Genomic DNA, 21971 nt, shown 5'->3' with positions numbered 1-21971 from the left:
CAGGCAGTCTACGGCCGCCGACCGACAGCCCGGCCGCCGAGCCGGTCCCTCACCGCCCGGGGCCGGAAGGGCGTCCGAAGTCCGAGGTGTCGAGATCACAGCCGAAGGGCTCGGGGATCGCCAAGGACTGTCCGAAAGAGACGGCCCGGTGGGCCCGGTACCCATTCGGCGAAGTGTCCCAGAAGACGGTGGCCTCTTCGGCCTGCATGTCCAGGAGCAGATAGACGGGGACATGGCGCCCGTACACAGCGAGCTTGTCCTTGACGTCGGCCCCGCGAGTGGAGGGCGAAGTCAGCTCGGCGACGAGAGAGAGGGCGGCCCCGTTGACAGGACCCTGCAACTGCTCGAATGCCCCCGTGTCCGCCACGTACAGGTCCGGCCCGAAGGCACGCTTGGCTTTCGGAAAGGCGAAAAGAAAGGGCGATGTGCTCGCGCGGTGTCCTTCGGGGACGTGCGGAGCCAGGCGTTCCCTCAGGGACTCCATGGCCCGGAAGTAGTAGGGCCGCTGCCACGGCGTCACAACGATCGTCCCCTTGATGATCTCGGCCTTGAAGCCATCCGGAGTGTCCAGGTCCAGAGCGATCTGGAGAAGATCCTCGAACTCCCCGGGGGGGTCGTCATCCGCCACGACCACCGGTCGCTCCAGCACCGTTGTCACCACGAACCTCCTTCGGACTGGCTCCGGCACGCTCCGCTCCCTCACCCTAGGCCCAGCTGATCATCCCACCGCCCTCGTCACGGTAAGGCCATGCGAAAGAGTTAACGACGGGACCCGGGTTTACGGACGCGGAATGTTACGCAGATTGGAGCGGGCCATCTGCACCATTTTGCCCACGCCGCCGTCCAGCACCATCTTCCCGGCCGACAGGGCGAAGCCGGTGACCATCTCGGCCTTGATCTTCGGCGGAATCGACAGCGCGTGCGGGTCGGTGACCACGTCCACCAGGGCCGGGCCCTTGTGCTTGAAGGCGGACCGCAGCGCGGACCGCAGTTCCTTGGGCTTCTCCACCCGCTGCGCGTGCACCCCCATCGCCTCCGCGACCGCCGCGAAGTCCGGGTTGTGGTGGGAGGTGCCGTACGCCGGCAGCCCCGCCACCAGCATCTCCAGCTCCACCATCCCGAGTGTGGAGTTGTTGAACAGCACCACCTTCACCGGCAGGTCGTACTGGACCAGGGTGAGGAAGTCCCCCATCAGCATGGTGAACCCGCCGTCCCCCGACATCGAGATCACCTGCCGCCGCCGGTCGGTGAACTGCGCGCCGATCGCCTGCGGCAGGGCGTTGGCCATCGATCCGTGACTGAAGGACCCGATCACCCGCCGCCGACCGTTGGGGGTGAGGTAGCGCGCCGCCCATACGTTGCACATCCCGGTGTCCACGGTGAAGACCGCGTCGTCGGCGGCCTCCTCGTCCAGCACCGAGGCCACGTACTCGGGGTGGATCGGGGTGTGCTTCTCCACCTTCTTGGTGTACGCGCTGACCACCCCCTCCAGCGCCTCCGCGTGCTTCTTCAGCATCCGGTCCAGGAAGCGCCGGTCGGTCTTGGCACGCACCCGCGGGGTCAGACAGTCCAGGGTCTGCTGCACGTCCCCCCACACCGCCAGGTCCAGGGTGGAGCGCCGGCCCAGATGCTCGGGGCGGACGTCCACCTGGGCGATCTTGACCTCCTTGCCCGGCAGAAACGCGTTGTAGGGGAAGTCCGTGCCGAGCAGGAGCAGCAGATCGCACTCGTGGGTGGCCTCGTACGCCGCGCCGTAGCCCAGCAGGCCGCTCATGCCCACGTCGTACGGGTTGTCGTACTGGATCCACTCCTTGCCGCGCAGCGCGTGCCCCACCGGTGCCTTCACGCGTTCGGCGAACCGCATCACCTCCGCGTGCGCCCCCGCCGTCCCGCTGCCGCAGAACAGCGTGACCCGGTCCGCCGCGTCCACCATCCGCGCCAGCTTCTCGATCTCGCCGTCCGCGGGGCGGACCGACGGACGGCTGGTGACCAGGGCGTGTTCCTCGGCGCGCTCGGCGACCTGCTCGCCCGCGATGTCCCCGGGCAGCGCGACGACGCTCACCCCGCCCCGGCCCACCGCGTGCTGGATCGCGGTCTGGAGCACCCGCGGCATCTGCCGCCGGTTGGAGATCAGCTCGCAGTAGTGGCTGCACTCGCGGAACAGCTGGTCCGGGTGGGTCTCCTGGAAGAAGCCGGTGCCGATCTCGCTGGAGGGGATGTGGGAGGCGAGGGCGAGCACCGGCGCCATGGAGCGGTGGGCGTCGTACAGGCCGTTGATGAGGTGCAGATTGCCGGGCCCGCAGGAGCCCGCGCAGGCGGCGAGCCGGCCCGCGATCTGGGCCTCGGCACCGGCGGCGAAGGCGGCGGTCTCCTCGTGCCGCACCTGGATCCAGTCGATGGAGCGATCGCGCCGGATCGCGTCCACCACCGGGTTGAGGCTGTCCCCGACGACGCCGTACAGGCGCCGCACCCCGCTGCGCACCAGGGTGTCCACAAACTGTTCCGCCACGGTCTGTCTGGCCATCGCTCATGCACCTCCACGAGCAACGTAACCGTATATGTGGCGTTATGCCCGGCTGGGTATCTTCCGGGTGAAGACGTAGTGCGGGCCGACGCCCTCGATCACGAACTCCTCGCCGCGCACCGCGTAGCCGTGCCGCTCGTAGAAGCCGCGCGCCTCGGTGCGGCCGTTGCACCACAGCAGCCCGGCCCCGCGCTCCGCCGCCTCCCGCTCGGCCGCCGCCAGCACGGCCGCGCCGTAGCCCAGGCCACGCGCGGCCGGATCGCTCGCCATCCCCCGGAACCGGTACGCCGTGGTGTCGCCGTCCAGCGGATCCGGGAACAGCGTGACGCACCCCAGCACCCGGGTCCCGGCGCCCTCGTACGCGGCGAGGTGGAACGTCCCCGGCAGTGTGTCCTCGGCGAACTCGGCGCTCGCGGCCGGCAGGCCCGGGCGCAGCACGTCCCGGCGCAGCCGGAAGATCTCGGAGACGGGAACGACGGCGGTACGGATGGCACTCATGCCGCCACTGTAGTGAGGGCGGTGGGAAGCGCCTCGCCGGTCAGTCGATCTCCAGGATCTGCCCCACCGGGCGGCGCGGCGAACCGGGCACCGGCGGCCCGTACCCGAGCCGGATCACCATCTGCACCTGCCCCATCCCCGACTCGGGATCGCGCACCGGCCAGCGCAGCTCCGACCACTCCAGCACCTGGGTGGTGAGCCCGGTGGACAGCCCGTACTCGGTGCACAGCAGCAGCACCCGTTCCATCGCCTGCCCCGCCCGCAGCCAGTCCGCCGGCCGGTCCTCGGCGGTGCCCAGCAGCGCCAGCTGCGGCTCCTCCTCGAACGGGGTGGGGTCCCCCTCCTCGAACGCGCTGTGCCGCCCGGCGAGATCCCGCACCGGGATGCTGTGGTAGCCGCCGTACGGGCCGAGCACCTGCTCCACCACTCCGTCGGTCGCGGTCCGCGCCTCCTCGGGGGTACGGGTCCAGCGCTCACGCTCCTCGGCACGCGCCGGGGTCGCGCGGTCGCGGCCCTCCGCGTCACGGACCAGCTCCAGGATGGCCCGCACATGCCAGACGGAGGGGAAGTGCAGCTGGCCGCCCTCCAGCTCGGCGGCCGAGCGCAGCCTGGCGCGTACCGGCTCGGGCACCAGCTCGTCGCGGAACGGCACCCGGCTGCTGCGCCGCCGGGTCAGGGTCGGATGCAGCCGGGCCAGCTCCTGGTCGGGGGCGTCGGCGGCGGCCAGCCGCACGGTGGCCAGCAGCCGGGGATCGTAGGGGTCGGGCAGCAGGGTGACGACCGGCTCCCAGCCCGCGTGGGCGGCGGCCACCCGCAGATTGAACAGGGCGGCGCCGCAGCCCAGATGCAGCGCGCGGCCGTGCGGATCGGCGTGCGGGAGGGTGCGGTCCAGGGCCGCGCGCAGTTGGAAGGTGGCGGCGTCGCGCAGGTAGCGGAACCGCCAGGGCTGCGCGTTGAACATGGAGGGCGCCGTCCCGGCCGCCGCCGCCAGCGAGGTCACGGTCTGCTCATCGGGCTTCGCGTCCCGCACGACCACCTGCCGCCACCTCGCTCGTCCGGTCCGTCCGCGCCGGTGCTTCGCACCTGTATGCCACCCTATGCCGCGCCGGGCGGAACACCAGGCGGAACACCGGCGGACCGGCCGGTTCCCCGGCACGGGCCGCGCCCGGGGGAACCGGAGCGGCGGGTCAGAGCGAGCCGAGGTCCGTCGCCGGGTCGGCCAGCGCCGCCGCGTCCACCGGGCGGCCCGACCTGATCAGCTCCTGGATCGGCCCGGTGACGTCCCACACGTTCATGTTCAGCCCGGCCAGGACGCGGCCCTCGGCGCTCAGCCAGAACGCGATGAACGCCCGCTTGCCCACCTCGCCCCGGTACACCACCCGGTCGTACGCGCCGTGCGGCGCCCAGCCCGAGTACTCCAGACCGGCGTCGTACTGGTCGGAGAAGAAGTACGGCACCCGGTCGTAGGTCACCTCCTGCCCGAGCATCGCGCGGGCCGCCGCGGGTCCCGAGTTCAGGGCGTTCGCCCAGTGCTCCACCCGCAGCCGCCCGCCGGCCGGCGCCGGGAAGGCCGCGATGTCGCCGGCCGCCCAGATGTGCGGATCGCTGGTGCGCAGCGAGGCGTCCACCGCCACCCCGCCGGTGTCCTCGGCCAGCTTCAGCCCGGCGGCCTCGGCCAGCGCCGTACGGGGCCGCACCCCGATCGCCGCCAGGACGGCGCGGGCCGGGATCTCCTCGCCGTCGTCGGTGACCACCCCGGTGACCTGCCCGTCGCGCCCGCTGATCGAGGCGAGCCGGCGGCCGAAGCGGAACTCCACGCCGTGCTCCTGGTGCAGCCCGGTGAACACCTCCCCCAGCTCCGGGCCCAGCACGCCGTGCAGGGGGGTGGGCGAGGGTTCCACGACCACCACGGGCGAGCCCAGCTCGCGGGCCGCCGCCGCCACTTCCAGGCCGATCCAGCCGGCGCCCGCGATGACCAGCGGCTCCCCCTGCCGGGTGCGGTCGGCGAGCACGGCGCGCAGATGGTCGGCGTGCGCGAGGCGGCGCAGATGGTGCACGCCGGCCACGCCGCGCGCGCCGGGGATCTGGAGCCGGTGCGGTTCCGCGCCGGTGGCCAGCAGCAGCGCGTCGTACGGCACGCGGGCGCCGTCACCGAGCCGCACCTCCCGCTCCTCGCGGTCGATGTGCACGGCCTGCTGCCCGAGGTGCAGTTCGACGCGGTGGGTGGCGTACCAGGACGGCTCGTGGACGAACACGCTCTCCTTGGCCGCACGCCCGGCGAGGTAGCCCTTGGACAGCGGGGGACGCTCGTAGGGCTGCTCGTGCTCGTCGCCGATGAGGATGACCCGGCCGCCGAAGCCCTCCTCCCGCAGGGTCTGGGCGGCCTTGGCGCCCGCCAGCCCTCCGCCGATGATCACGAACGTGCGGTGCATGCCGTCCATACCGTCCACGCGCTGCCTCCTTGCCGCAGGTGTCCCCTGCTGTGCTGGGGGATGGTCACCCCCACACATACCCCGGGGACGACGCGGTGAGGCGGGCGTGCAGGGAGCGTGCCGATGCGTCCGTGAGCGCGGCGATCTGATCCACGATCACCCGGAGGGCGGATGCGTCATCGGGCGCGGCGGCGTATAGGGCGCGGTGCTGGGGGTCCAGGCCGTGGGGCGCGCGGCGGATGAGGGCGTCGCCGAGTTCGGCGAGCAGCTCGCGCTGGCGGCCCCGGCGGAGTTCCTGGTCGGGGCGCTGCATGACGTACACGTCGGCCACCGCCTTGAGGACGGCGCACTCCAGCCGGGTGTCGGCCGGGACGATCAGTTCGGCCGCGTAGCGGTGCAGCGGGCCGGGGCCGTACCGCTCGCGGGTCGCCTGCTCGGCGGCGAGGCAGAACCGTCCGATGAGCTGACTGGTGGCGTCCTTGAGCCGGGCCTGGGCGGAGGCGGAGCCGTCGTAGCCGTGCGGCCACCAGTGCTGGTCGAGCAGCCGGTCGAGGGCGGCGGCCAGCTCGGTGTCGCCGGTGGACGGCGGGGCGTAGCGGGCCCGGACGACGCGGAAGATCTCGGCGCGCTCGGGCTCGGCGAGCAGCAGGGCGGGGTCCAGGTGCCCGGCGTGCAGGCCGTCCTCGACGTCGTGGACGGAGTAGGCGACGTCGTCGGACCAGTCCATGACCTGCGCCTCGAAGCAGCGGCGGTGGCCGGGGGCGCCCTGGCGGAACCAGTCGAAGACGGGCAGGTCGTCCTCGTAGGCGCCGAACTTGGGGGAGGCGGGATCGGTGGGGTGGCCGCCGCGCGGCCAGGGGTACTTGGTGGCGGCGTCGAGGGTGGCGCGGGTGAGGTTGAGGCCGACGGACCGGTGGAGGGGCTCGGAGAATCGTTTCGGCTCCAGCCGGGTCAGCAGCCGCAGCGACTGCGCGTTCCCCTCGAACCCGCCGCAGGACGCGGCGATCTCGTCCAGCACCCGCTCCCCGTTGTGCCCGAACGGCGGATGGCCCAGATCGTGCGCGAGGCAGGCGGCCTCCACGATGTCCGAGTCGCAGCCGAAGGCCGTCCCCAGATCCCGGCCCACCTGCGCGCATTCCAGCGAGTGGGTGAGCCGGGTACGGGGGCTGGCGTCCCAGGCGTGCTCGGCCACGGCCGTTCCGGTCGGACCGCCGTGGCCGGTGTCCGGGGTGACCACCTGGGTCTTCCCCGCCAGCCGCCGCAGCGCGGCGGAGTGCTGCACCCGCGCCCGGTCCCGCTGGAAGGCGGTCCGCCCGGAGCGTTTGTCCGGCTCGGGGTCCCACCGCTCGGCATCGGCTGGGGCGTACGCGGCGCTGTGTTGCATATCCCGACATTAACCGGCGGGGATGACAGCGGGGTGCCGCCGGGGTGGTGCGGCGGTGCGGCGGCCCGGTGGCGGTCCCGGACCGGCCCGCTCTCAGCGACCGCCGGGACCGGCCTGGGTCTGCGGCTCCGCAGGGGCCGGCTCCGCCGGGGCGGGCTCCGCCGTCACGGGCCCCGGCACCGCCACCGGTTCCTCGGGAGCCGGGCGCCAGCGGCGGCGGGTCAGCGCGGCGGTGAGGGTGAGCGGGACGGTCAGGGCACAGGCGATGCCGAACAGCAGGGCGTAGTGCCCGCGTTCGGCCAGCGGCCCGGCGGCGGTCGCGGCGGCCGAGGAGCCGATGAACAGGGCTCCGGCGAAGAACGCCACCGCGGTGCCGCGCGCCTGCGGCACCACCGAGGTGACCCACGTCTGGAGCGAGGAGTGCATGAACGACCAGCCGCCGCCCAGCAGCAGGGCGGTGACGAAGACGGCGGGCAGCGTCACCCAGGCGGTGACGATCCCGTACCCGGCGCACATCTGCGCCCCGCCGATGGCGATCAGCCCCCACACCGGCAGCCGCCCGGTGAGTATCCGCACCACCCGGGAGAAGATCACGACGCCGACCCCGTACATCGCGGTGGCGAGCCCGGCGACGGTCGCGCTCACACCGCGCGCCTGGAGCGCGGTGGCCAGCAGGGTCATGGTGCCGAGCAGCACCGCGCCCTCCACGAAGGCCAGACCGAAGACGGTGAGCGCCCACCGGTTGCGCAGCACCGCGCCGAGGTGGCCGCCGATGCCGCCCGCCGAGCTCGCGGCGCGCCGGGGTTCGGGGAGGGTGCGCAGGGCGTACGAGCAGATCACCGCGCACACGGCGGGCGCGGCGAACACCAGCCGCCAGTCCACGGCCTCGGCCAGCACACCGGCGACGGCGGTGGCCAGTGCCGTGCCGACCGCCATGACGGCCATCAGGTCGGAGAGCGCGCGCTGGCGGCGGGCGGCGGGGACGGTGTCGCCGAGGTAGGTGAGGGAGGTGGGGACGACGGCGCCGTAGCAGGCACCGGCGACGATCCGGGCCGCGATCAGGACGTGGGCGTTGGGCGCGAGCGCGGAGACCGCGCCGGCGAGGGCCGCGACCAGCAGCGTCCAGCGCATGACGCGGACCCGGCCGACACGGTCGGAGAGTATGCCCCACAGGGGCTGGGACAGGCCGTAGGCGAGGAAGTAGGCGCTGGCGGTGAAGACGGCGGTGCCGAGCGGGATACCGAGCCCGGTGGAGATGAGGATCAGCAGCGGGCTGATGGCGAACCGGTCGAAGCAGCTGACGAAGCCCGCCGCCGACAGGGCGATGGGGGGGACGGCTGCTCACCGGAGCGCTCAGCGGCTTGTCGAGTTTCATGTAGGGAACCTGCCCGGTGTGGTGCCGACATGCCGCGTGAGGTGCCGGTGGACGTGCGCTCGGTCGGTGAGGCCGGCGGCGGTGGCCCGTGGGGCGGGCCGCGCCGCGAGGGGCGCGGGGCGGCCGGGGAAGACCGCACCGCTCCCGTCACGGTGCGGTCGCCCCGTCCGGGCCTGTGTCCGCATGCTCGCCGTGCCGTTCATGCGAGAAACGTACAAGATCCGCCGGATACGGCGTGGGGCGCGCTCGCCCCACGGACAACGGCACGCCGCCGAGGTGGCCGGCCTCTCCCTCTCCGCCGAACGGTGCCCCGGTTCAGCGACCCCGCGGGCGCGGCGGAAACGCGCGGATCTCCACGGGGACGGGAGCGGACCCGCCGGGCGGCCGGACCGGCGGCCTCTCCCCCGCTATCCCTCGCTCGCCACCAGCGCGGGCCGCCGCGTGGCCGGGGCCGGGGTGGGGGCGGGCTCCGGGATGGCGCCGCGCGCCTGGTCGTAGCGGTGCAGCAGCAGCCGGGCCAGCGCCGGGTGCGCGCCCAGCGGGGCGGCGGCCACCCCCGGCGCCGCCTCGGCGCACCGGGTGGCGAACAGGCCCGGCGCGGTGAAGCAGGAGGCGACGGCTATTCTGCTCCGCCCGCCGCGGCGCAGTTCGGCGACCGCCTCGGCCACCGTGGGCCGGGCGGCCGAGGCGTACGCGGGCAGGACCGGTACGCCGCCGAGCCGGTCGGCGAGCATGTGGGCCGTGTATTCGGTCCCGGCCGCCGATTCGGGGTCCAGCGATCCGGCCGCCGCCAGGACGACACCGTCCGCGTCCGGGTCGGCGGAGCGCCGGTAGCCGGCCTCCACCAGCCGGCTGTGCAGGGCGTCGACCAGCAGCGGGTGCGGCCCCAGGCAGGCGGCGGTGGTCACGGTCAGGCCCCCGCGTACCCGCTCCAGCACCCCGGGGATGTCGTGCTTGACGTGGTACCCCCGGCTGAACAGCAGCGGCACCAGCACCGCCCGGCCACCGCCGCCCGCGCCGAGCCCCACCAGGGTGTCGGCGAGACGCGGGGTGTTGTTCTCCAGGTAGCCGGCCTCGACGCGCAGTCCCGGCCGCAGCGCGCGCACCAGGCGCAGCAGGGCGGTGATGCTCCGCTCGGCGCGGGGGTCGGGAGAGCCGTGGGCGACGGCCACCAGGGTGGGGGTGGGAATCGTGCGGGCGCTCATGCCGCCAGCCTGGGCCCATGGCGTTGCCGCTGTGTTGCGCGGGTGTCACCAATGCCGCGCCCCGGGCTCACCCCGCGCCCCGTCCGGGGGGTGAGCGATGCGCGCCGGGGCCGTAACCCCGGGGCGGGGCCCGCGTAACACCGCCGTCGCAGGATGGCCCGCATGAGCCCCGATATGACAGACATCACGGACACGCATTGCCCGTATTGCGCGCTGCAGTGCGCGATGGGGCTGCGCCGGGTGCCGCAGGGCGTTCCGCGGGTGGTGGAGCGGGGCGCGCTGTGCGGGAAGGGTGCCACGGCCACCGCCGTACTCAATCCGGGGGCCCGGCTGACCCGGCCGCTGGTGCGCGGTGCGGACGGCGAGCTGGCACCGGCGGACTGGGACGAGGCGCTGGCGCGGGTGGCGCGGGGCCTGTCGGGGGCGCGGGAGCGGTACGGGGCGGACGCGGTCGCGGTGTTCGGCGGCGGCGGGCTGACGAACGAGAAGGCGTACGCGCTGGGGAAGTTCGCCCGGCTGGTGCTGGGCACCTCGCAGATCGACTACAACGGCCGGTTCTGCATGTCCTCGGCGGCGGCGGCCGGGAACCGGGCATTCGGCCTGGACCGGGGGATGCCATTCCCGCTGGCCGACATTCCGCGCACCGGCTGCGTCATCCTGGTCGGCTCGAATCTCGCGGAGACGATGCCGCCCGCGCTGCGCTACTTCACCGAGCTGCGCGCGAACGGCGGCACGCTGATCGTGATCGACCCGCGCCGTACCCGCACCGCCGAACAGGCCGATCTGCACCTGGCGCCCCGCCCGGGGACGGATCTGGCGCTGGCGCTGGGGCTGCTGCACCTGGTGGTGGCCGGGGGGCGGGTGGACGAGGCGTTCGTGGCGGAGCGCACGAGCGGCTGGGAGGAGGCGCGGGCGGAGGCGATGGCGCACTGGCCGGAGCTGGTGGAGCGCATCACGGGGGTACCGGTGCCCCAGCTGCGGGAGGCGGTGGAGCTGTTCTGCGCGCCGGAGGCGGCGATGGTGCTGACGGCGCGCGGGCCCGAACAGCAGTCGAAGGGCACCGACACCGTCTCGGCCTGGATCAATCTGTGCCTGGCGACGGGCCGGGCGGGGCGCCCGTACTCCGGCTACGGCTGTCTCACCGGGCAGGGCAACGGCCAGGGCGGGCGCGAGCACGGGCAGAAGGCCGACCAGCTGCCCGGCTACCGGATGCTCACCGACCCGGCGGCGCGCGCCCACGTGGCCGGGGTGTGGGGCGTGGACCCCGGCGTGCTGCCGGGGCCGGGGCGCAGCGCGTACGAGCTGCTGGAGGCGCTCGGCGGCCCGGACCCGGGCGGGATCAGGGCGCTGCTGCTGATGGGCTCCAACCCGGTGGTCTCGGCGCCGCGTGCCGCGCACATCGAGGAACGGATGCGCTCGCTGGACTTTCTGGCGGTGTGTGACGTCGTGCTGTCGGAGAGCGCGCGGCTGGCGGACGTGGTGCTGCCGGTCACCCAGTGGGCGGAGGAGAGCGGCACGCTGACGAATCTGGAGGGCCGGGTGCAACTGCGGCGGACGGCGGTGCCGGCGCCGGAGGGGTGCCGCAGCGATCTGGCGGTGCTGCGCGGGCTGGCGCGGCGGCTGGACTTCGCGGGGTGGGACGAGGGTTTTCCCGAGGAGCCGGAGCGGGTCTTCGAGGAGCTGCGGCGGGCCTCGGCCGGCGGCAAGGCGGACTACGCGGGGATCACGTACGCGCGGATCACGGCGGAGGGCGGGGTGTTCTGGCCGTGTCCCGCCGAGGATCATCCGGGGACGCCGCGGCTGTTCCTCGACCGGTTCGCCACGCCCGACGGACGCGCGCGGTTCACGGCGGTGGGGCACCGTCCGGCGGCGGAGGAGCCGGATGCCGAGTATCCGGTGCTGCTGACCACGGGGCGGGTGCTGGCGCAGTACCAGTCGGGGGCGCAGACGCGGCGGGTGGCGGAGCTGAACGCGGCGGCGCCGGGGCCGTTCGTCCAGGTGCATCCGCGGCTGGCGGCGGCGATCGGGGCGGCGGAGGGCGACCGGCTCGTGGTCGTGTCGCGGCGGGGGCGGGCGGTGGCGCCGGCCCGGATCGACGCGGGCATCCGGCCGGACACGGTGTTCATGCCGTTCCACTGGCCGGGGGAGGGGCGGGCGAACACGCTCACCAATCCGGCGCTCGATCCCACCTCCCGGATGCCGGAGTTCAAGATCTGCGCGGTGCGGGTGGAGCGGGAATGAGGGCGCGGCGGGGCGGGGCGGGGGGACGGGAGAGAAAGTGAAAGAGGTTGGAGTGAAAGGGGGCGCTTCATGGTGAACCGGGTTGCGCTGCCGCCCGCACCCCGGAGCATGGAAGGGTGACCGACACCACACAGCACACCACGCATCTGAACGCCCTGGCCGAGCACCATCTGGACCGGGCCCGCGCGGCGGAGCACGGCCGCAGCGCCCATCTGTTCCTGCACGACGGTCCGCTGCGGCAGAGCGTGATCGCGCTGACGGCGGGCGCCGAGCTGGAGGAGCACAACGCGCCGCCCGCCGCCAGTCTCTATCTGGTGCGGGGCGCCGTCCGGGTGGTGCCGGCCGGTGAGGGCGAGGCCGGGATCCCGCTGACGGAGGGCGAGATCATGAAGATCCCGCAGGTGCGGCACTCGGTGGTGGCGCTGGAGGACGCGGTGCTGGTGCTCACCTCGGTGACGGCGGTGCCGGACGCGCTCACGCCCGGCGCCGGCTGGGGCTGAGGCCACGCCCCCACCCTCGGGACGGACGCGTGAGGGCCACCGCTATCCGGCGCTCAGGCGGTGCAGGCTGGGGCTGATGCCGCGTTCCCGCTTGAAGGCGGTGCTGAGCGCGAAGCCGCTCCCGTAGCCGACCCGGCGGGCGACGGCGTCGAGGGTGGCGGCGGGTTCGCGCAGCAGGTCGGCGGCGAGGGCGAGCCGCCAGTCGGTGAGGTACGCCATGGGCGGCCGGCCGACCAGGGTCGCGAAGCGCTGGGCGAAGGCCGCCCGCGAGACCCCGGCGCGGGCGGCGAGGGCGGCGACCGTCCAGGGGTGGGCGGGGTCCTCGTGCAGCAGGCGCAGCGCGCGGCCGACGACCGGGTCGGCCTGCGCCCGGTACCAGGCGGGGGCCCGGGCCTCGGGGCGGGCGAACCAGGCGCGCAGCACGGCGATGAGGAGCAGGTCCAGCAGGCGGTCCAGGACAGCGCTCTGGCCGGGCCGGTCCTTGCCGATCTCCTCGGCGACGAGCGGCAGCAGGGGGCAGTCCCAGTCGGCTTCGCGCAGGACGAGCACCTGGGGCAGGGCCCGCAGCAGCCGGCCGCTGACCTCGCCGTCGACGTGGTAGGTGCCGATGAGCAGTTGGGCGGCGCCGTCGGGTCCGCTGCCCCAGGTGCGGACGCCGAGGTCCAGTTGCTCGCACAGCCCTTCGCCCTCGGGGGTGGTGGTGACGTCCCCGGGGTGCACCACCACCTGCACCGGGACATCCGTACCACTGCCGACGCGGTAGGGGGCGGGGCCGCGCACCACGGCGATGTCACCGGCGTCGATCCGCACCGGGTCCTGGCCCTGGCCCGGGTCCTGGTCCTGGTCCTCCGGGGTGATCCAGGTGGTGTCGCGCATCGCGCACAGAACGGTCAGCGGGGCGCGGTCCCGGACCTGTACGCACCAGGGCGGGTCGAAGACGGCGCGCAGCAGGAAGGCGCGGTGGGCGCGGGGGCCTTCGAGCAGGCTCGCGAGACTGTCCATGAGGGAGAGATTAGACGCCCGCACATGGTGGCGAGCGTCTGAGGGATGGCCGCCGGACAGCCCGGGGCGTGGAATGGGATGCATGAACACCACGCTGATCACGGGCGGCACCGGCAAGACCGGCCGCCGTATCGCCGCCCGGCTGACGGAGCGCGGCATCACCGTACGTCTCGGTTCACGCGCCGGACGGCCGCCCTTCGACTGGCACGACCGCACCACCTGGGAGCCGGCCCTGGCGGATGTGTCCGCCGTCTACCTCGCCTACGCGCCCGATGTCTCGGCGCCCGGCGCGGCCGGGACCCTGGAGGCCTTCGCCCGGCTGGCGGTGGCGCGCGGGGCGCGCCGCCTGGTGCTGCTGTCCGGGCGCGGCATACCGTCCGCCGTCCCGGCGGAGGACGCGGTACGGGGCGCGGGCGCGGAGAGCTGGACGGTGCTGCGGGCCTCGTGGTTCGCGCAGAACTTCAGCGAGGACTTCCTGCTGGACGGGGTGCGGCAGGGAGAGTTCGTCCTTCCGGCGGCGGAGGGGGTGACCGAACCCTTCGTGGACGCCGACGACATCGCGGACGTCGCGGTGGAGGCACTGACCGGCCCCCTCCCGGCGCACGCCGGTGTGACCTATGAACTGTCCTCGCCGCGCCTGCTCACTTTCGAGGAGGCGGCGGAGGAACTGTCCGCGGCGGCGGGCCGGGAGATCCGCTACCGCCGGGCGGACCCGCGGGCGTACCGGACCGTGCTGACGGAGGCCGGACTGCCCCCGGCGGAGGCCGCGTTCACCGCGGACCTGTTCACGGACGTGCTGGACGGCCGCAACGCGCGGGTGACGGACGGCGTCCGGGCGGCCCTGGGACGCGCTCCCCGGGACTTCAGCGACTACGTGAAGGAGGCGGCGGCGACCGGCGTGTGGCAGGGGTGAGTGGATAGCCTCCCGGGGAACCACCAGGTATCCGCGAACCACCCCCGGGAGGCGTACACATGACGGCCGAACACGTACTGGTGCACGTGACGACGGACAGCGAGGAGTCCGCGCACGGACTCGCGGACTCGGCGGTGCGGGCACGGCTGGCGGCCTGCGCGCAGATCGAGGGGCCGATCACCAGCGTGTACTGGTGGGAGGGGGAGGTCCAGCAGGGCCAGGAGTGGCGGGTGAGCTGCAAGACCACGGCCGCCCGCTACCCCGCCCTGGAATCCCATTTGCTGGACCACCACCCGTACGACACCCCCGAGATCATCGCCACCCCGGTCACCGGCGGCAGCGCGGCCTACCTGGCGTGGGTCACCGAGGAGGTCAGCAGTTCTTGAACTCGACAAGGGAGTTGTTGTAGGAGCACGACGCCACCTTCGTGCCGTTGGACTTGCGCAGGGTGGCGGTGTCCTTGTCGTTGTTCCAGACGTACGCACCACGGTTCTGGTACACGTTGGCGGCCGTGTTCTTGCCCGAACCCGTCCGCACCTTCACCGACTTGCCGGCGCCCAGGCTGAACGTGCCGAAGGTGTAGGTGTGCTTCTGGGCGTCGGTCAGCGTCCAGCCCTTGAGGCTGACGGCCTTGCTGGTGGAGTTGGTGATCTGCACCCACTCGCCGTTGAGGCTGGCGTTGCTGCGGTCGTCCTTGCCCGGACTGTTGTAGTAGATCTTGGTGATCTTCACGGACCCGGCGGCCTGGGCACTGCCCGCCGTACCCAGCGGCAGCAGCACGGCCACGGCGAAGGCGGCCAGAAGCGCGGTTAAGCGTGCGTGTGTCATCGTCGTTCTCCCTGCGGGTTTCACACTGTCGCCATATCGGACGACAAGATGAAGCAGATCTTAGGGAAACGTAATGAGTTGGCGCAGGCGTTCGTGGCAACGCGTACACCTCGTGCGGCGGCACGTCCGGCGCGTCACGTTGGCACCGTTCCAGGGGTCATGGCAGACAGAGAACCCCCCTGCGATGCGGAGAAGCCATGACAACGCCCTTTCTGGTCACCGGCGGCACGGGCACCCTCGGACAGCACGTCGTCCCCCTGCTGCGGGAGGCCGGCCACCCGGTGCGCGTCCTGAGCCGGCATGCCCGCCCCGCCGGTAACGGCCACGACGGGGAGGACGGCGGCCTCACGTACGTGACCGGGGACCTGCTGGAGAACGAGGGCGTCGAGGCGGCCGTGGCCGGCGCCGCCACCGTCGTCCACCTGGCCGGCGGCCCCAAGGGAGATGACGAGGCGACCCGCAACCTGGTGCGCGCCGCGACCGAGGAAGGCGTGCGGCACCTGGTGCTGATCTCGGTCATCGGCGCGGACCGGGTCCCGGTCGGATACCACCGCATGAAGCTCGGCACCGAGGTCGCCGTCGCCGAGTCCGGCATTCCCTGGACCACGCTGCGCGCGGCCCAGTTCCACGAGTTGCTCCACACCGTGCTGGCGAGGATGACGCGGCTCCCGGTCGTTCCGGCACCGCGCGGGGTGCGCGTGGAACCGGTCGACTCGCGCGATGTGGGCGCCCGGCTCGCGGAACTGGCCCTGGGCGAACCTGCCGGCCTGGTCCCCGACCTGGCCGGCCCCACCGTGTACGGGCTGGACGAGCTGATCCACTCCTACCTGCGCTCCACCGGCACCCGCCGCCCGGTGCTCCCCCTCCCCCTCCCCGGAAGGGCCGGCCGCGCCCTGCGCGCCGGCACCAACCTGGCCGCCGAGGGCGCGGACCGGGGACGTCACACCTGGGAGGACTTCCTGTCGGGCCGGGTCGACGCGTAACGCACGGCGGCCGCCATCGCCGCCAGCCCGATGACCGGCAGCACGAACAGCGCCGGGTTGATCCAGGCGGGGACAACCTCCGCCCCGCCGCACACCATGCTCAGCGGAAAGTCGCTGCGCTCGTCGGGCATACCCCGCACGTCCGCGTGCAGCCAGCAGAGATGCTCGGGCCGAAGCGAGCTCATGTACGTCATGTGCGCGTAGGCGTACAGCGTCAACGCGCCGCTGAGTGCCAGCGCGGACACCAGCCCCAGTGCTCTGGGGCTGGCCAGTGTGGGCCATTCGGCCGCCCACGCGCGCTGCACCGCGTGCACGACCAGCCCGAACGCCGCGGCGACGAACACCACCGGCGCCAGCACGAACGGAAGCACGATGAAATCCGACACGAGACGGCCACCCCCACAGAACCCGAACTGTCGAGACCATCATCTCCCGTGATACGCCTGGAGTTTGGCGACGCGAGCCGACCGCCTGCCGCGCAGGATCCGGAGAACCCCGCCCGCCACCACGCCCCCGCCCACCGAGCGGGTACGAAAGCCGAGGAGACCATGAACACCGTGTCCGGCAACCCTACGGAAGAGGAGGCGCGGCGGCTGCGCCACGCACTGCTCGGCCAGGAGCTGCGGAACTTCGAGGAGGAGCACGGCGCGTTCTCCGCCGGAGAACTGGCCGAGGCACACGAGCGGATCTCCGCCGCCTTCGGCCGGGACCCCGAGGGAACGCGGCCCGGGCGGACTACCCGGGACCGCTGATCCGGGCTCTGCGGGCCCGCTCGTGACGTGATGGAGCGTCCGGTGCGGGGGGACTCAACCCCGCGTTTCCCCCGGTGTGGAGACGGACCCCGGCCGCAGTCCCCTTGCCGCTCCGAAGCTCACCGTTGCGTGCGCGACCGGCGCGCCGGGCCGGGTGTCTCATCGACGGGCCGGGCTGATTCGCCTCTGAGCTACCAGATGTCGCCGTCCCGCCAGTCGCAGATCAGCTCGCCCGTGACGTCCAGCGGGACCGGCCCCGGCAGGATGTGCACCGTGCCGTCCGACTCCTCCGTGCGCGCGATGCCCATCGGGGTCAGCGCCCAGGTGCGGCCCTGCCATGGCTGCCAGCCCCTGGCCGGCCAGTACGCCGCCACCCCGGGTGGGGCCGACAGCGCGCCCAGGTCGTACGCCGCCGCGATCACCCGTTCCAGGACGGCGGTCACCGTGGCGGCGTGCCCGCGCCCCCGGTGGTCGGGGTGGACGCCCAGCGCCTCGACGTACCCGGTGCGCAGCGCCCGCCCGCCGTGGATCAGTCGGCGCTGGATCACCGCGCCGTGCGCGATCAGCCGGTCGTCCTCCCACACCATCGTGTGCATGCCGCCCAGCGCGTGGTCCCAGTCGTGTTCGATCAGGCCCAGCAGCGCCCGGATCGCCCGCAGGGTCGCCGTCGACAGCTCCGCCGTGTGGGCCGTTCGTACCTGAAGGGGCATCTCTTTCCTCCACTGGTGCGGGTCGGACGCGGGTACGGACGGTGTCGGGTCCGGGCCGGGGCGTGGCCGGCGCGGCGGCGGCGAACGGCGTCCCGGGCGGCGGCGCGGGCACATCGTCCGGGCGCGCGGAGAGCGCCCACAGGCCGGTCGCCGACAGCCCGCCGGCACCGGTGCCCCGGCGCACGGTGTCCGGGGCGAGCCGTAAAGGTGCTGGCCAGGTCGCCGTCATGCCCGGCAGCGTACGGGCGCGCGCGGCCGGCGGAGCGGCCGTTAAGGGGCGCATAAGGGTGGCCTGAGCGGACCTTAATCCGCGGTGAGACGGGCGGCCGGACGGGCTCACACCGGCCCGGCGCACCCGCTGAGGGCAGCGTTGCGCGGGGGAAACGGCGGTGATGCGGGCGGGTAACGGAGGGCCCGCACGCTCAGGGCATGGAACCTGTGGTGATCGTCGGCGGCGGAATGGCCGCCGCCCGGCTGGCGCGCCGGCTCGACGCGCCCACCACCGTCATCGCGGGCGAGCGGCACCCCGCGTACAACCGGGTGCTGCTCGCCGGGGTACTGGCGCGGCAGTACGGCCCGGAGGTGATCGCCCTGCCCGCGCCGGGCCCCGGTGTGCGCTGGCGCGCCGGCGTACGGGCCACCGCCGTCGACACCGCCACCCGCGAGGTGGTGTGCGACGACGGGACCCGGGAGCCGTACGGCACGCTCGTGCTGGCCACCGGCGCCGCGCCGGTGCTGCCGCCGCTGCACGACGGGGAACTGCCCGAAGGTGTACGGGCCTTCCGCACCCTGGACGACGCCCTCGCCGACCCGGGCGAGCGCGCCGTCGTGGTCGGCGGCGGGCTGCTGGGCGTGTCGGCCGCCGCCGCGCTGGCGGTGCGCGGTGTGGACACCGTCCTGGCCCAGCAGGGCGAGCGGCTGATGGAACGCCAGCTGGACGCCGCCGCGTCCGCGCTGCTGCGGGAGCAACTGACGGCGCTCGGCGTCGAGGTGCACACCGAGTGCCGGGTGCGGCGGCTGCGCCCCGGCGGCGTGCTGCTGGCCGGGGGGTCCCCCCGGCCGGAGGCTGAGGGGCGGTACGAACTGGCCGCCGACACCGTGTTCCTGGCCTGCGGGGTGCTGCGGCTGACCGGACTCGCCCGGGACGCCGGGATCGCCGTCGGCCGCACCGGCGGCATCGTCGTGGACGACCGGCTGCGCACCTCGCAGCCGCACGTCCACGCCATCGGCGACTGCGCCGAACACGCGGGCGTCACCCACGGGCTGGCCGGTGCGGCCCTCGAACAGGCCGATGTACTCGGCGACCTGCTCAACGGCCGCTCCGAGGCCGCCTATCACGGCTCACGCCCCCTGTACCGGCTCTCCCTCCCCGGCCCCATCGACGTGGCCGCCTTCGGCACCGCCTCCCCCAACGACGGTGACGACACCGTCCGGCTCACCGACGCCACCCGCGGCACGTACCGCAGCCTCGTCGTGCGCGGCGACCGGCTGCGCGGCGGTGTGCTGGTCGGCGATCTCGGCGCGGTCGGTTCGCTCACCCGCGCCTGGGAGTCCGACGAAGCCCTCCCCGCTACGCCGTTGCTGCACCTGCTCACCCACGACGGAGGAAACTGATGTCCACGGACACCGACACGGGCACGGACACCGACACCGACACGGCCCAGGACACCGGCACCATCGTGCTCATCGGTCACGGCATGGTCGGTCAGCGCTTCCTCGAGGAACTGGCCGACCGGGGCGTCACCGCCCGCTCACGGGTGATCGTCCTCGCCGAGGAGCCCCGCCCCGCCTACGACCGGGTGAAGCTCACCTCCTACTTCTCGGGTGTCACCCCCGACGAACTCTCCCTCACCCCGCCCGGCTTCGCCGACCGGCACGGCATCGAGCTGTGCCTGTCCGACCCGGCCGAGTCCATCGACCGCGCCGCCCGCACGGTCACCGCCCGCTCGGGGCGCGTCATCCGCTACGACACGCTCGTCCTCGCCACCGGCTCGGCGCCGTTCGTGCCCCCGGTCGAGGGCCGGGACGCCGCCGGCTGCTTCGTCTACCGCACCATCGAGGACCTGCTGGCCATCGAGGAGTGGGCGAAGGCCGACCGCACCACCACCGGCATCGTCGTCGGCGGCGGGCTGCTCGGCCTGGAGGCGGCGGGCGCCCTGCGCGGGCTCGGACTCGCGACCCACATCGTGGAGTTCAACCCGCGCCTGATGCCCGTCCAGGTGGACGAGGGCGGCGGCGCCGCGCTGCGCCGCACCGTGGAGGACATGGGGCTGACCGTGCACACCGGGGTGGGCGGGCAGCGCATCCTCACCCACCCCCAGGACGGCACCGTCACCGGGATGTCCCTGTCGGACGGCTCCGCCGTCGAGGCGGAACTGGTCATCTTCTCCGCAGGGGTTCGCCCCCGGGACGGCCTGGCCCGCGACGCCGGGCTCGCGGTCGGCGAACGCGGCGGCATCACGGTGGACGAGCGCTGCGTGTCCGTCACCGACCCGGCCGTGTACGCCATCGGCGAGTGCGCCCTGGCGGCGGACGGCCGGGTGTACGGCCTGGTGGCGCCCGGCTACGACATGGCCGCCACCGCCGCCCGCGCCATCGCGGGGCAGGAGGCGAGCGGTTTCCACGGGGCGGACACCTCCACGAAGCTGAAGCTGCTGGGGGTGGACGTGGCCTCCTTCGGCGACGCGCACGGCACCGCGCCGGACTCGCTGGACGTCGTGTACGCAGACTCCCGCTCCGGCGTGTACAAGAAGCTGGTCATCGGCGGCGACGGCACCCTGCTGGGCGGGGTGCTGGTCGGCGACGCGGACGCGTACGGCCTGCTGCGCCCGTTCACCGGCAGCGTGCCGCCCGCCCCGCCGGAGCAGCTGGTGCTGCCCGCCGGGCTCGCCCCGCCCACGGCGCTGGGTCCGGGCGCGCTGCCCGACGAGGCGGTCGTGTGCAGCTGCCACAACGTCACCAAGGGCGCCATCCGCTCCGCGGTCACCGATCACTCCTGTGCCTCGGTCCCCGAGGTGAAGAGGTGCACCAAGGCGGGTACGGGCTGCGGCAGTTGCGTCAAGGTGCTGGGCCAGCTCGTCAACGAGGAGCTGGCGGCGGGCGGCGCGGTCATCGACACCGGGCTGTGCGGCTGCTTCGCACAGACCCGGCAGGAGCTGTACGAGATCGTGCTGGCCCTGCGGGTCACCAGCTACCGGCGGCTCCTCGACCAGTACGGGCGCGAGGCGGCGCGCGGCGGCGAGGGCTGCGAGATCTGCAAGCCGGCCGTCGCCTCCATCATCGCCTCGCTGGCCCCCGCCATCGGCGCCGGGACGCACGTGCTGGACGGTGAACAGGCCGCCCTCCAGGACACCAACGACCACTTCCTCGCCAACATCCAGCGCAACGGCTCCTATTCGATCGTGCCGCGCATCCCCGGCGGGGAGATCACCCCCGAGCGGCTCATCGTCATCGGCGAGGTGGCCCGCGACTTCGGCCTCTACACCAAGATCACCGGCGGGCAGCGCATCGACATGTTCGGGGCCCGCGTCGACCAGCTGCCCGCGATCTGGGGGCGGCTGGTGGCGGCCGGTTTCGAGTCGGGGCACGCGTACGGGAAGTCGCTGCGCACCGTCAAGTCCTGTGTGGGCTCCACCTGGTGCCGCTACGGCGTGCAGGACAGCGTGCGGATGGCCATCGATCTGGAGCTGCGCTACCGGGGGCTGCGTTCCCCGCACAAGCTCAAGTCGGCGGTCTCCGGGTGCGCCCGGGAGTGCGCGGAGGCCATGGGCAAGGACTTCGGGGTGATCGCCACCGCCAACGGCTGGAACCTGTACGTCGGCGGCAACGGCGGCGCGACCCCGCGGCACGCCGATCTGCTGGCGCAGGACCTGTCGGACGCCGAACTCGTGCGGCTCATCGACCGGTTCCTGATGTTCTACATCCGCACCGCCGACCGTCTGGAGCGCACCTCGGTGTGGCTGGAGCGGATCGAGGGCGGTCTCGACCACGTACGGGATGTCGTGGTGCACGACTCCCTGGGCATCTGTGAGGAGCTGGAGGCGCTGATGGCGGCACATGTGGCCGGGTACCGCGACGAGTGGGCGCAGGCGATCAACGACCCGGACAAGCTGCGCCGGTTCGTCTCCTTCGTCAACGCGCCGGGGGTGCCCGATCCGAGCGTGCGGTTCGTCCCCGAGCGCGGGCAGTCCAAGCCGGACCTGGTGCTGCTGTCCGGCCCGGAGATCCCGGTCGGGGGGCGGGCCTGATGACGATGGCGACGGCGACGGTGGAGGTGCTCAGCGGAGGGCGCTGGGTGCCGGTGTGCGCGGCGGACGAGCTGGTTCCGGGGCGCGGCGTGGCGGCGCTGCTGCCGGACGGGCGGCAGATCGCGGTCTTCCTGGACCGTACGGGCGCGGCGTACGCGATCGGCAACCGGGACCCGTTCACCGGGGCCTATGTGCTCTCGCGCGGGCTGCTGGGGTCGGCGGGCGGCAGCGCGTTCGTGGCCTCGCCGCTGCTGAAGCAGCGGTTCGATCTGCGGACCGGGCGCTGTCTGGACGACGATGACGACGCCCGTGCTGTACCGGTGTACCCGGCGCGCCGTCAGCCGGTGGCGGCCCGAGTGGCGCCGTAGGCGGGCGTC

The 21971-nt window shown here is 73.7% G+C and carries 21 protein-coding genes; 9 read left to right on the top strand and 12 right to left on the bottom strand.

Features of this window, described 5'->3' with window-relative positions; genetic code table 11:
- Positions 1-49: 49 nt before the first annotated feature.
- From H7827_RS21530 to H7827_RS21495, 8 genes are all read right to left on the bottom strand, one after another.
- Positions 50-658, bottom strand: coding sequence for a Uma2 family endonuclease (locus H7827_RS21530; protein ID WP_432746992.1), 609 nt, complete (start codon positions 656-658; stop codon positions 50-52).
- Positions 659-778: 120 nt separating this feature from the next.
- Entirely contained in the window at positions 779-2524 is a 1746-nt protein-coding gene (locus tag H7827_RS21525) for a pyruvate dehydrogenase (protein ID WP_386538015.1), read from the bottom strand.
- Between the two features lie 42 nt (positions 2525-2566).
- Complete coding sequence (locus H7827_RS21520) at positions 2567-3022, bottom strand: GNAT family N-acetyltransferase (protein ID WP_364240300.1); 456 nt, start codon at positions 3020-3022, stop codon at positions 2567-2569.
- A gap of 40 nt (positions 3023-3062) precedes the next feature.
- Positions 3063-4058, bottom strand: a complete 996-nt coding sequence (locus H7827_RS21515) for an Acg family FMN-binding oxidoreductase (RefSeq protein ID WP_364240298.1) — start codon at positions 4056-4058, stop codon at positions 3063-3065.
- 151 nt (positions 4059-4209) lie between these two features.
- The gene (locus H7827_RS21510; protein WP_364240413.1) at positions 4210-5463 is read right to left on the bottom strand and encodes an NAD(P)/FAD-dependent oxidoreductase; all 1254 of its coding nucleotides are present in this window, start codon (positions 5461-5463) and stop codon (positions 4210-4212) included.
- A 55-nt stretch (positions 5464-5518) separates the two neighbouring features.
- A complete protein-coding gene (locus tag H7827_RS21505) occupies positions 5519-6838 on the bottom strand; it encodes a deoxyguanosinetriphosphate triphosphohydrolase (protein ID WP_432746990.1) in 1320 nt (439 codons plus the stop codon).
- A gap of 93 nt (positions 6839-6931) precedes the next feature.
- Positions 6932-8158 carry an MFS transporter gene (locus tag H7827_RS21500; RefSeq protein WP_432748023.1) on the bottom strand — a complete coding sequence of 409 codons (1227 nt, stop codon included), beginning with the start codon at positions 8156-8158 and terminating at the stop codon, positions 6932-6934.
- A 462-nt stretch (positions 8159-8620) separates the two neighbouring features.
- Complete coding sequence (locus tag H7827_RS21495) at positions 8621-9418, bottom strand: sirohydrochlorin chelatase (RefSeq protein WP_432746988.1); 798 nt, start codon at positions 9416-9418, stop codon at positions 8621-8623.
- Positions 9419-9592: 174 nt separating this feature from the next.
- Between H7827_RS21495 and H7827_RS21490 the strand changes: the two genes are divergently transcribed.
- Positions 9593-11659, top strand: coding sequence for a molybdopterin oxidoreductase family protein (locus H7827_RS21490; RefSeq protein WP_432746987.1), 2067 nt, complete (start codon positions 9593-9595; stop codon positions 11657-11659).
- A 116-nt stretch (positions 11660-11775) separates the two neighbouring features.
- Entirely contained in the window at positions 11776-12159 is a 384-nt protein-coding gene (locus H7827_RS21485; protein WP_386538008.1) for a cupin, read from the top strand.
- A gap of 42 nt (positions 12160-12201) precedes the next feature.
- On the opposite strand, the gene H7827_RS21480 is transcribed toward H7827_RS21485, so the two are convergent.
- Positions 12202-13161, bottom strand: coding sequence for an AraC family transcriptional regulator (locus H7827_RS21480; RefSeq protein WP_432746986.1), 960 nt, complete (start codon positions 13159-13161; stop codon positions 12202-12204).
- An 82-nt stretch (positions 13162-13243) separates the two neighbouring features.
- Between H7827_RS21480 and H7827_RS21475 the strand changes: the two genes are divergently transcribed.
- Together H7827_RS21475 and cutA are read left to right on the top strand one after the other, a co-directional pair.
- The gene (locus H7827_RS21475) at positions 13244-14074 is read left to right on the top strand and encodes an NmrA family transcriptional regulator (RefSeq protein ID WP_432746985.1); all 831 of its coding nucleotides are present in this window, start codon (positions 13244-13246) and stop codon (positions 14072-14074) included.
- A gap of 59 nt (positions 14075-14133) precedes the next feature.
- Positions 14134-14460 (top strand): divalent-cation tolerance protein CutA, encoded by a 327-nt coding sequence (gene cutA / locus H7827_RS21470; protein WP_432746984.1) that lies wholly within the window; start codon positions 14134-14136, stop codon positions 14458-14460.
- On the opposite strand, the gene H7827_RS21465 is transcribed toward cutA, so the two are convergent.
- The gene (locus H7827_RS21465) at positions 14447-14902 is read right to left on the bottom strand and encodes a lamin tail domain-containing protein (protein ID WP_432746983.1); all 456 of its coding nucleotides are present in this window, start codon (positions 14900-14902) and stop codon (positions 14447-14449) included. The genes cutA and H7827_RS21465 overlap by 14 nt on opposite strands.
- Before the next feature lie 197 nt (positions 14903-15099).
- Between H7827_RS21465 and H7827_RS21460 the strand changes: the two genes are divergently transcribed.
- On the top strand, positions 15100-15885 hold the full coding sequence (locus tag H7827_RS21460; RefSeq protein ID WP_432746982.1) for an SDR family oxidoreductase: 786 nt from the start codon (positions 15100-15102) through the stop codon (positions 15883-15885).
- Here H7827_RS21460 and H7827_RS21455 read toward each other — a convergent pair.
- Positions 15843-16271, bottom strand: coding sequence for a hypothetical protein (locus H7827_RS21455; RefSeq protein ID WP_432746980.1), 429 nt, complete (start codon positions 16269-16271; stop codon positions 15843-15845). The genes H7827_RS21460 and H7827_RS21455 overlap by 43 nt on opposite strands.
- Positions 16272-16433: 162 nt before the next feature.
- On the opposite strand from H7827_RS21455, the gene H7827_RS21450 reads away from it, so the two are divergent.
- Positions 16434-16637 (top strand): hypothetical protein, encoded by a 204-nt coding sequence (locus H7827_RS21450; RefSeq protein ID WP_432746979.1) that lies wholly within the window; start codon positions 16434-16436, stop codon positions 16635-16637.
- Between the two features lie 191 nt (positions 16638-16828).
- On the opposite strand, the gene H7827_RS21445 is transcribed toward H7827_RS21450, so the two are convergent.
- The gene (locus tag H7827_RS21445) at positions 16829-17347 is read right to left on the bottom strand and encodes a GNAT family N-acetyltransferase (protein ID WP_432746978.1); all 519 of its coding nucleotides are present in this window, start codon (positions 17345-17347) and stop codon (positions 16829-16831) included.
- Between the two features lie 438 nt (positions 17348-17785).
- On the opposite strand from H7827_RS21445, the gene H7827_RS21440 reads away from it, so the two are divergent.
- The 3 genes from H7827_RS21440 to nirD are packed head-to-tail and all read left to right on the top strand — an operon-like array spanning position 17786 to position 21962.
- On the top strand, positions 17786-18961 hold the full coding sequence (locus tag H7827_RS21440; protein WP_432748022.1) for an NAD(P)/FAD-dependent oxidoreductase: 1176 nt from the start codon (positions 17786-17788) through the stop codon (positions 18959-18961).
- Entirely contained in the window at positions 18961-21594 is a 2634-nt protein-coding gene (gene nirB / locus H7827_RS21435) for a nitrite reductase large subunit NirB (RefSeq protein ID WP_432746977.1), read from the top strand. The genes H7827_RS21440 and nirB overlap by 1 nt, the downstream gene beginning before the upstream one ends.
- A complete protein-coding gene (nirD, locus tag H7827_RS21430; protein WP_432746976.1) occupies positions 21594-21962 on the top strand; it encodes a nitrite reductase small subunit NirD in 369 nt (122 codons plus the stop codon). The genes nirB and nirD overlap by 1 nt, the downstream gene beginning before the upstream one ends.
- Positions 21963-21971 lie beyond the last annotated feature (9 nt).

This window comes from Streptomyces sp. JH002, assembly GCF_050916115.1.
Taxonomy (GTDB): domain Bacteria; phylum Actinomycetota; class Actinomycetes; order Streptomycetales; family Streptomycetaceae; genus Streptomyces; species Streptomyces xiamenensis.
The sequence above is the reverse complement of the archived record's forward strand: the minus strand, read 5'-3'. Positions and strand labels throughout refer to the sequence as shown.

Excerpts from the sequence above, each read along its gene's own strand:
- H7827_RS21525 (WP_386538015.1), bottom strand. The coding sequence starts at position 2,524 with ATGGCCAGACAGACCGTGGCGGAACAGTTTGTGGACACCCTGGTGCGC.
- H7827_RS21520 (WP_364240300.1), bottom strand. The coding sequence starts at position 3,022 with ATGAGTGCCATCCGTACCGCCGTCGTTCCCGTCTCCGAGATCTTCCGG.
- H7827_RS21510 (WP_364240413.1), bottom strand. The coding sequence starts at position 5,463 with ATGGACGGCATGCACCGCACGTTCGTGATCATCGGCGGAGGGCTGGCG.
- H7827_RS21505 (WP_432746990.1), bottom strand. The coding sequence starts at position 6,838 with ATGCAACACAGCGCCGCGTACGCCCCAGCCGATGCCGAGCGGTGGGAC.
- H7827_RS21495 (WP_432746988.1), bottom strand. The coding sequence starts at position 9,418 with ATGAGCGCCCGCACGATTCCCACCCCCACCCTGGTGGCCGTCGCCCAC.
- H7827_RS21490 (WP_432746987.1), top strand. The coding sequence starts at position 9,593 with ATGACAGACATCACGGACACGCATTGCCCGTATTGCGCGCTGCAGTGC.
- H7827_RS21480 (WP_432746986.1), bottom strand. The coding sequence starts at position 13,161 with ATGGACAGTCTCGCGAGCCTGCTCGAAGGCCCCCGCGCCCACCGCGCC.
- H7827_RS21475 (WP_432746985.1), top strand. The coding sequence starts at position 13,244 with ATGAACACCACGCTGATCACGGGCGGCACCGGCAAGACCGGCCGCCGT.
- cutA (WP_432746984.1), top strand. The coding sequence starts at position 14,134 with ATGACGGCCGAACACGTACTGGTGCACGTGACGACGGACAGCGAGGAG.
- H7827_RS21465 (WP_432746983.1), bottom strand. The coding sequence starts at position 14,902 with ATGACACACGCACGCTTAACCGCGCTTCTGGCCGCCTTCGCCGTGGCC.
- H7827_RS21460 (WP_432746982.1), top strand. The coding sequence starts at position 15,100 with ATGACAACGCCCTTTCTGGTCACCGGCGGCACGGGCACCCTCGGACAG.
- H7827_RS21450 (WP_432746979.1), top strand. The coding sequence starts at position 16,434 with ATGAACACCGTGTCCGGCAACCCTACGGAAGAGGAGGCGCGGCGGCTG.
- H7827_RS21445 (WP_432746978.1), bottom strand. The coding sequence starts at position 17,347 with ATGCCCCTTCAGGTACGAACGGCCCACACGGCGGAGCTGTCGACGGCG.
- nirB (WP_432746977.1), top strand. The coding sequence starts at position 18,961 with ATGTCCACGGACACCGACACGGGCACGGACACCGACACCGACACGGCC.
- nirD (WP_432746976.1), top strand. The coding sequence starts at position 21,594 with ATGACGATGGCGACGGCGACGGTGGAGGTGCTCAGCGGAGGGCGCTGG.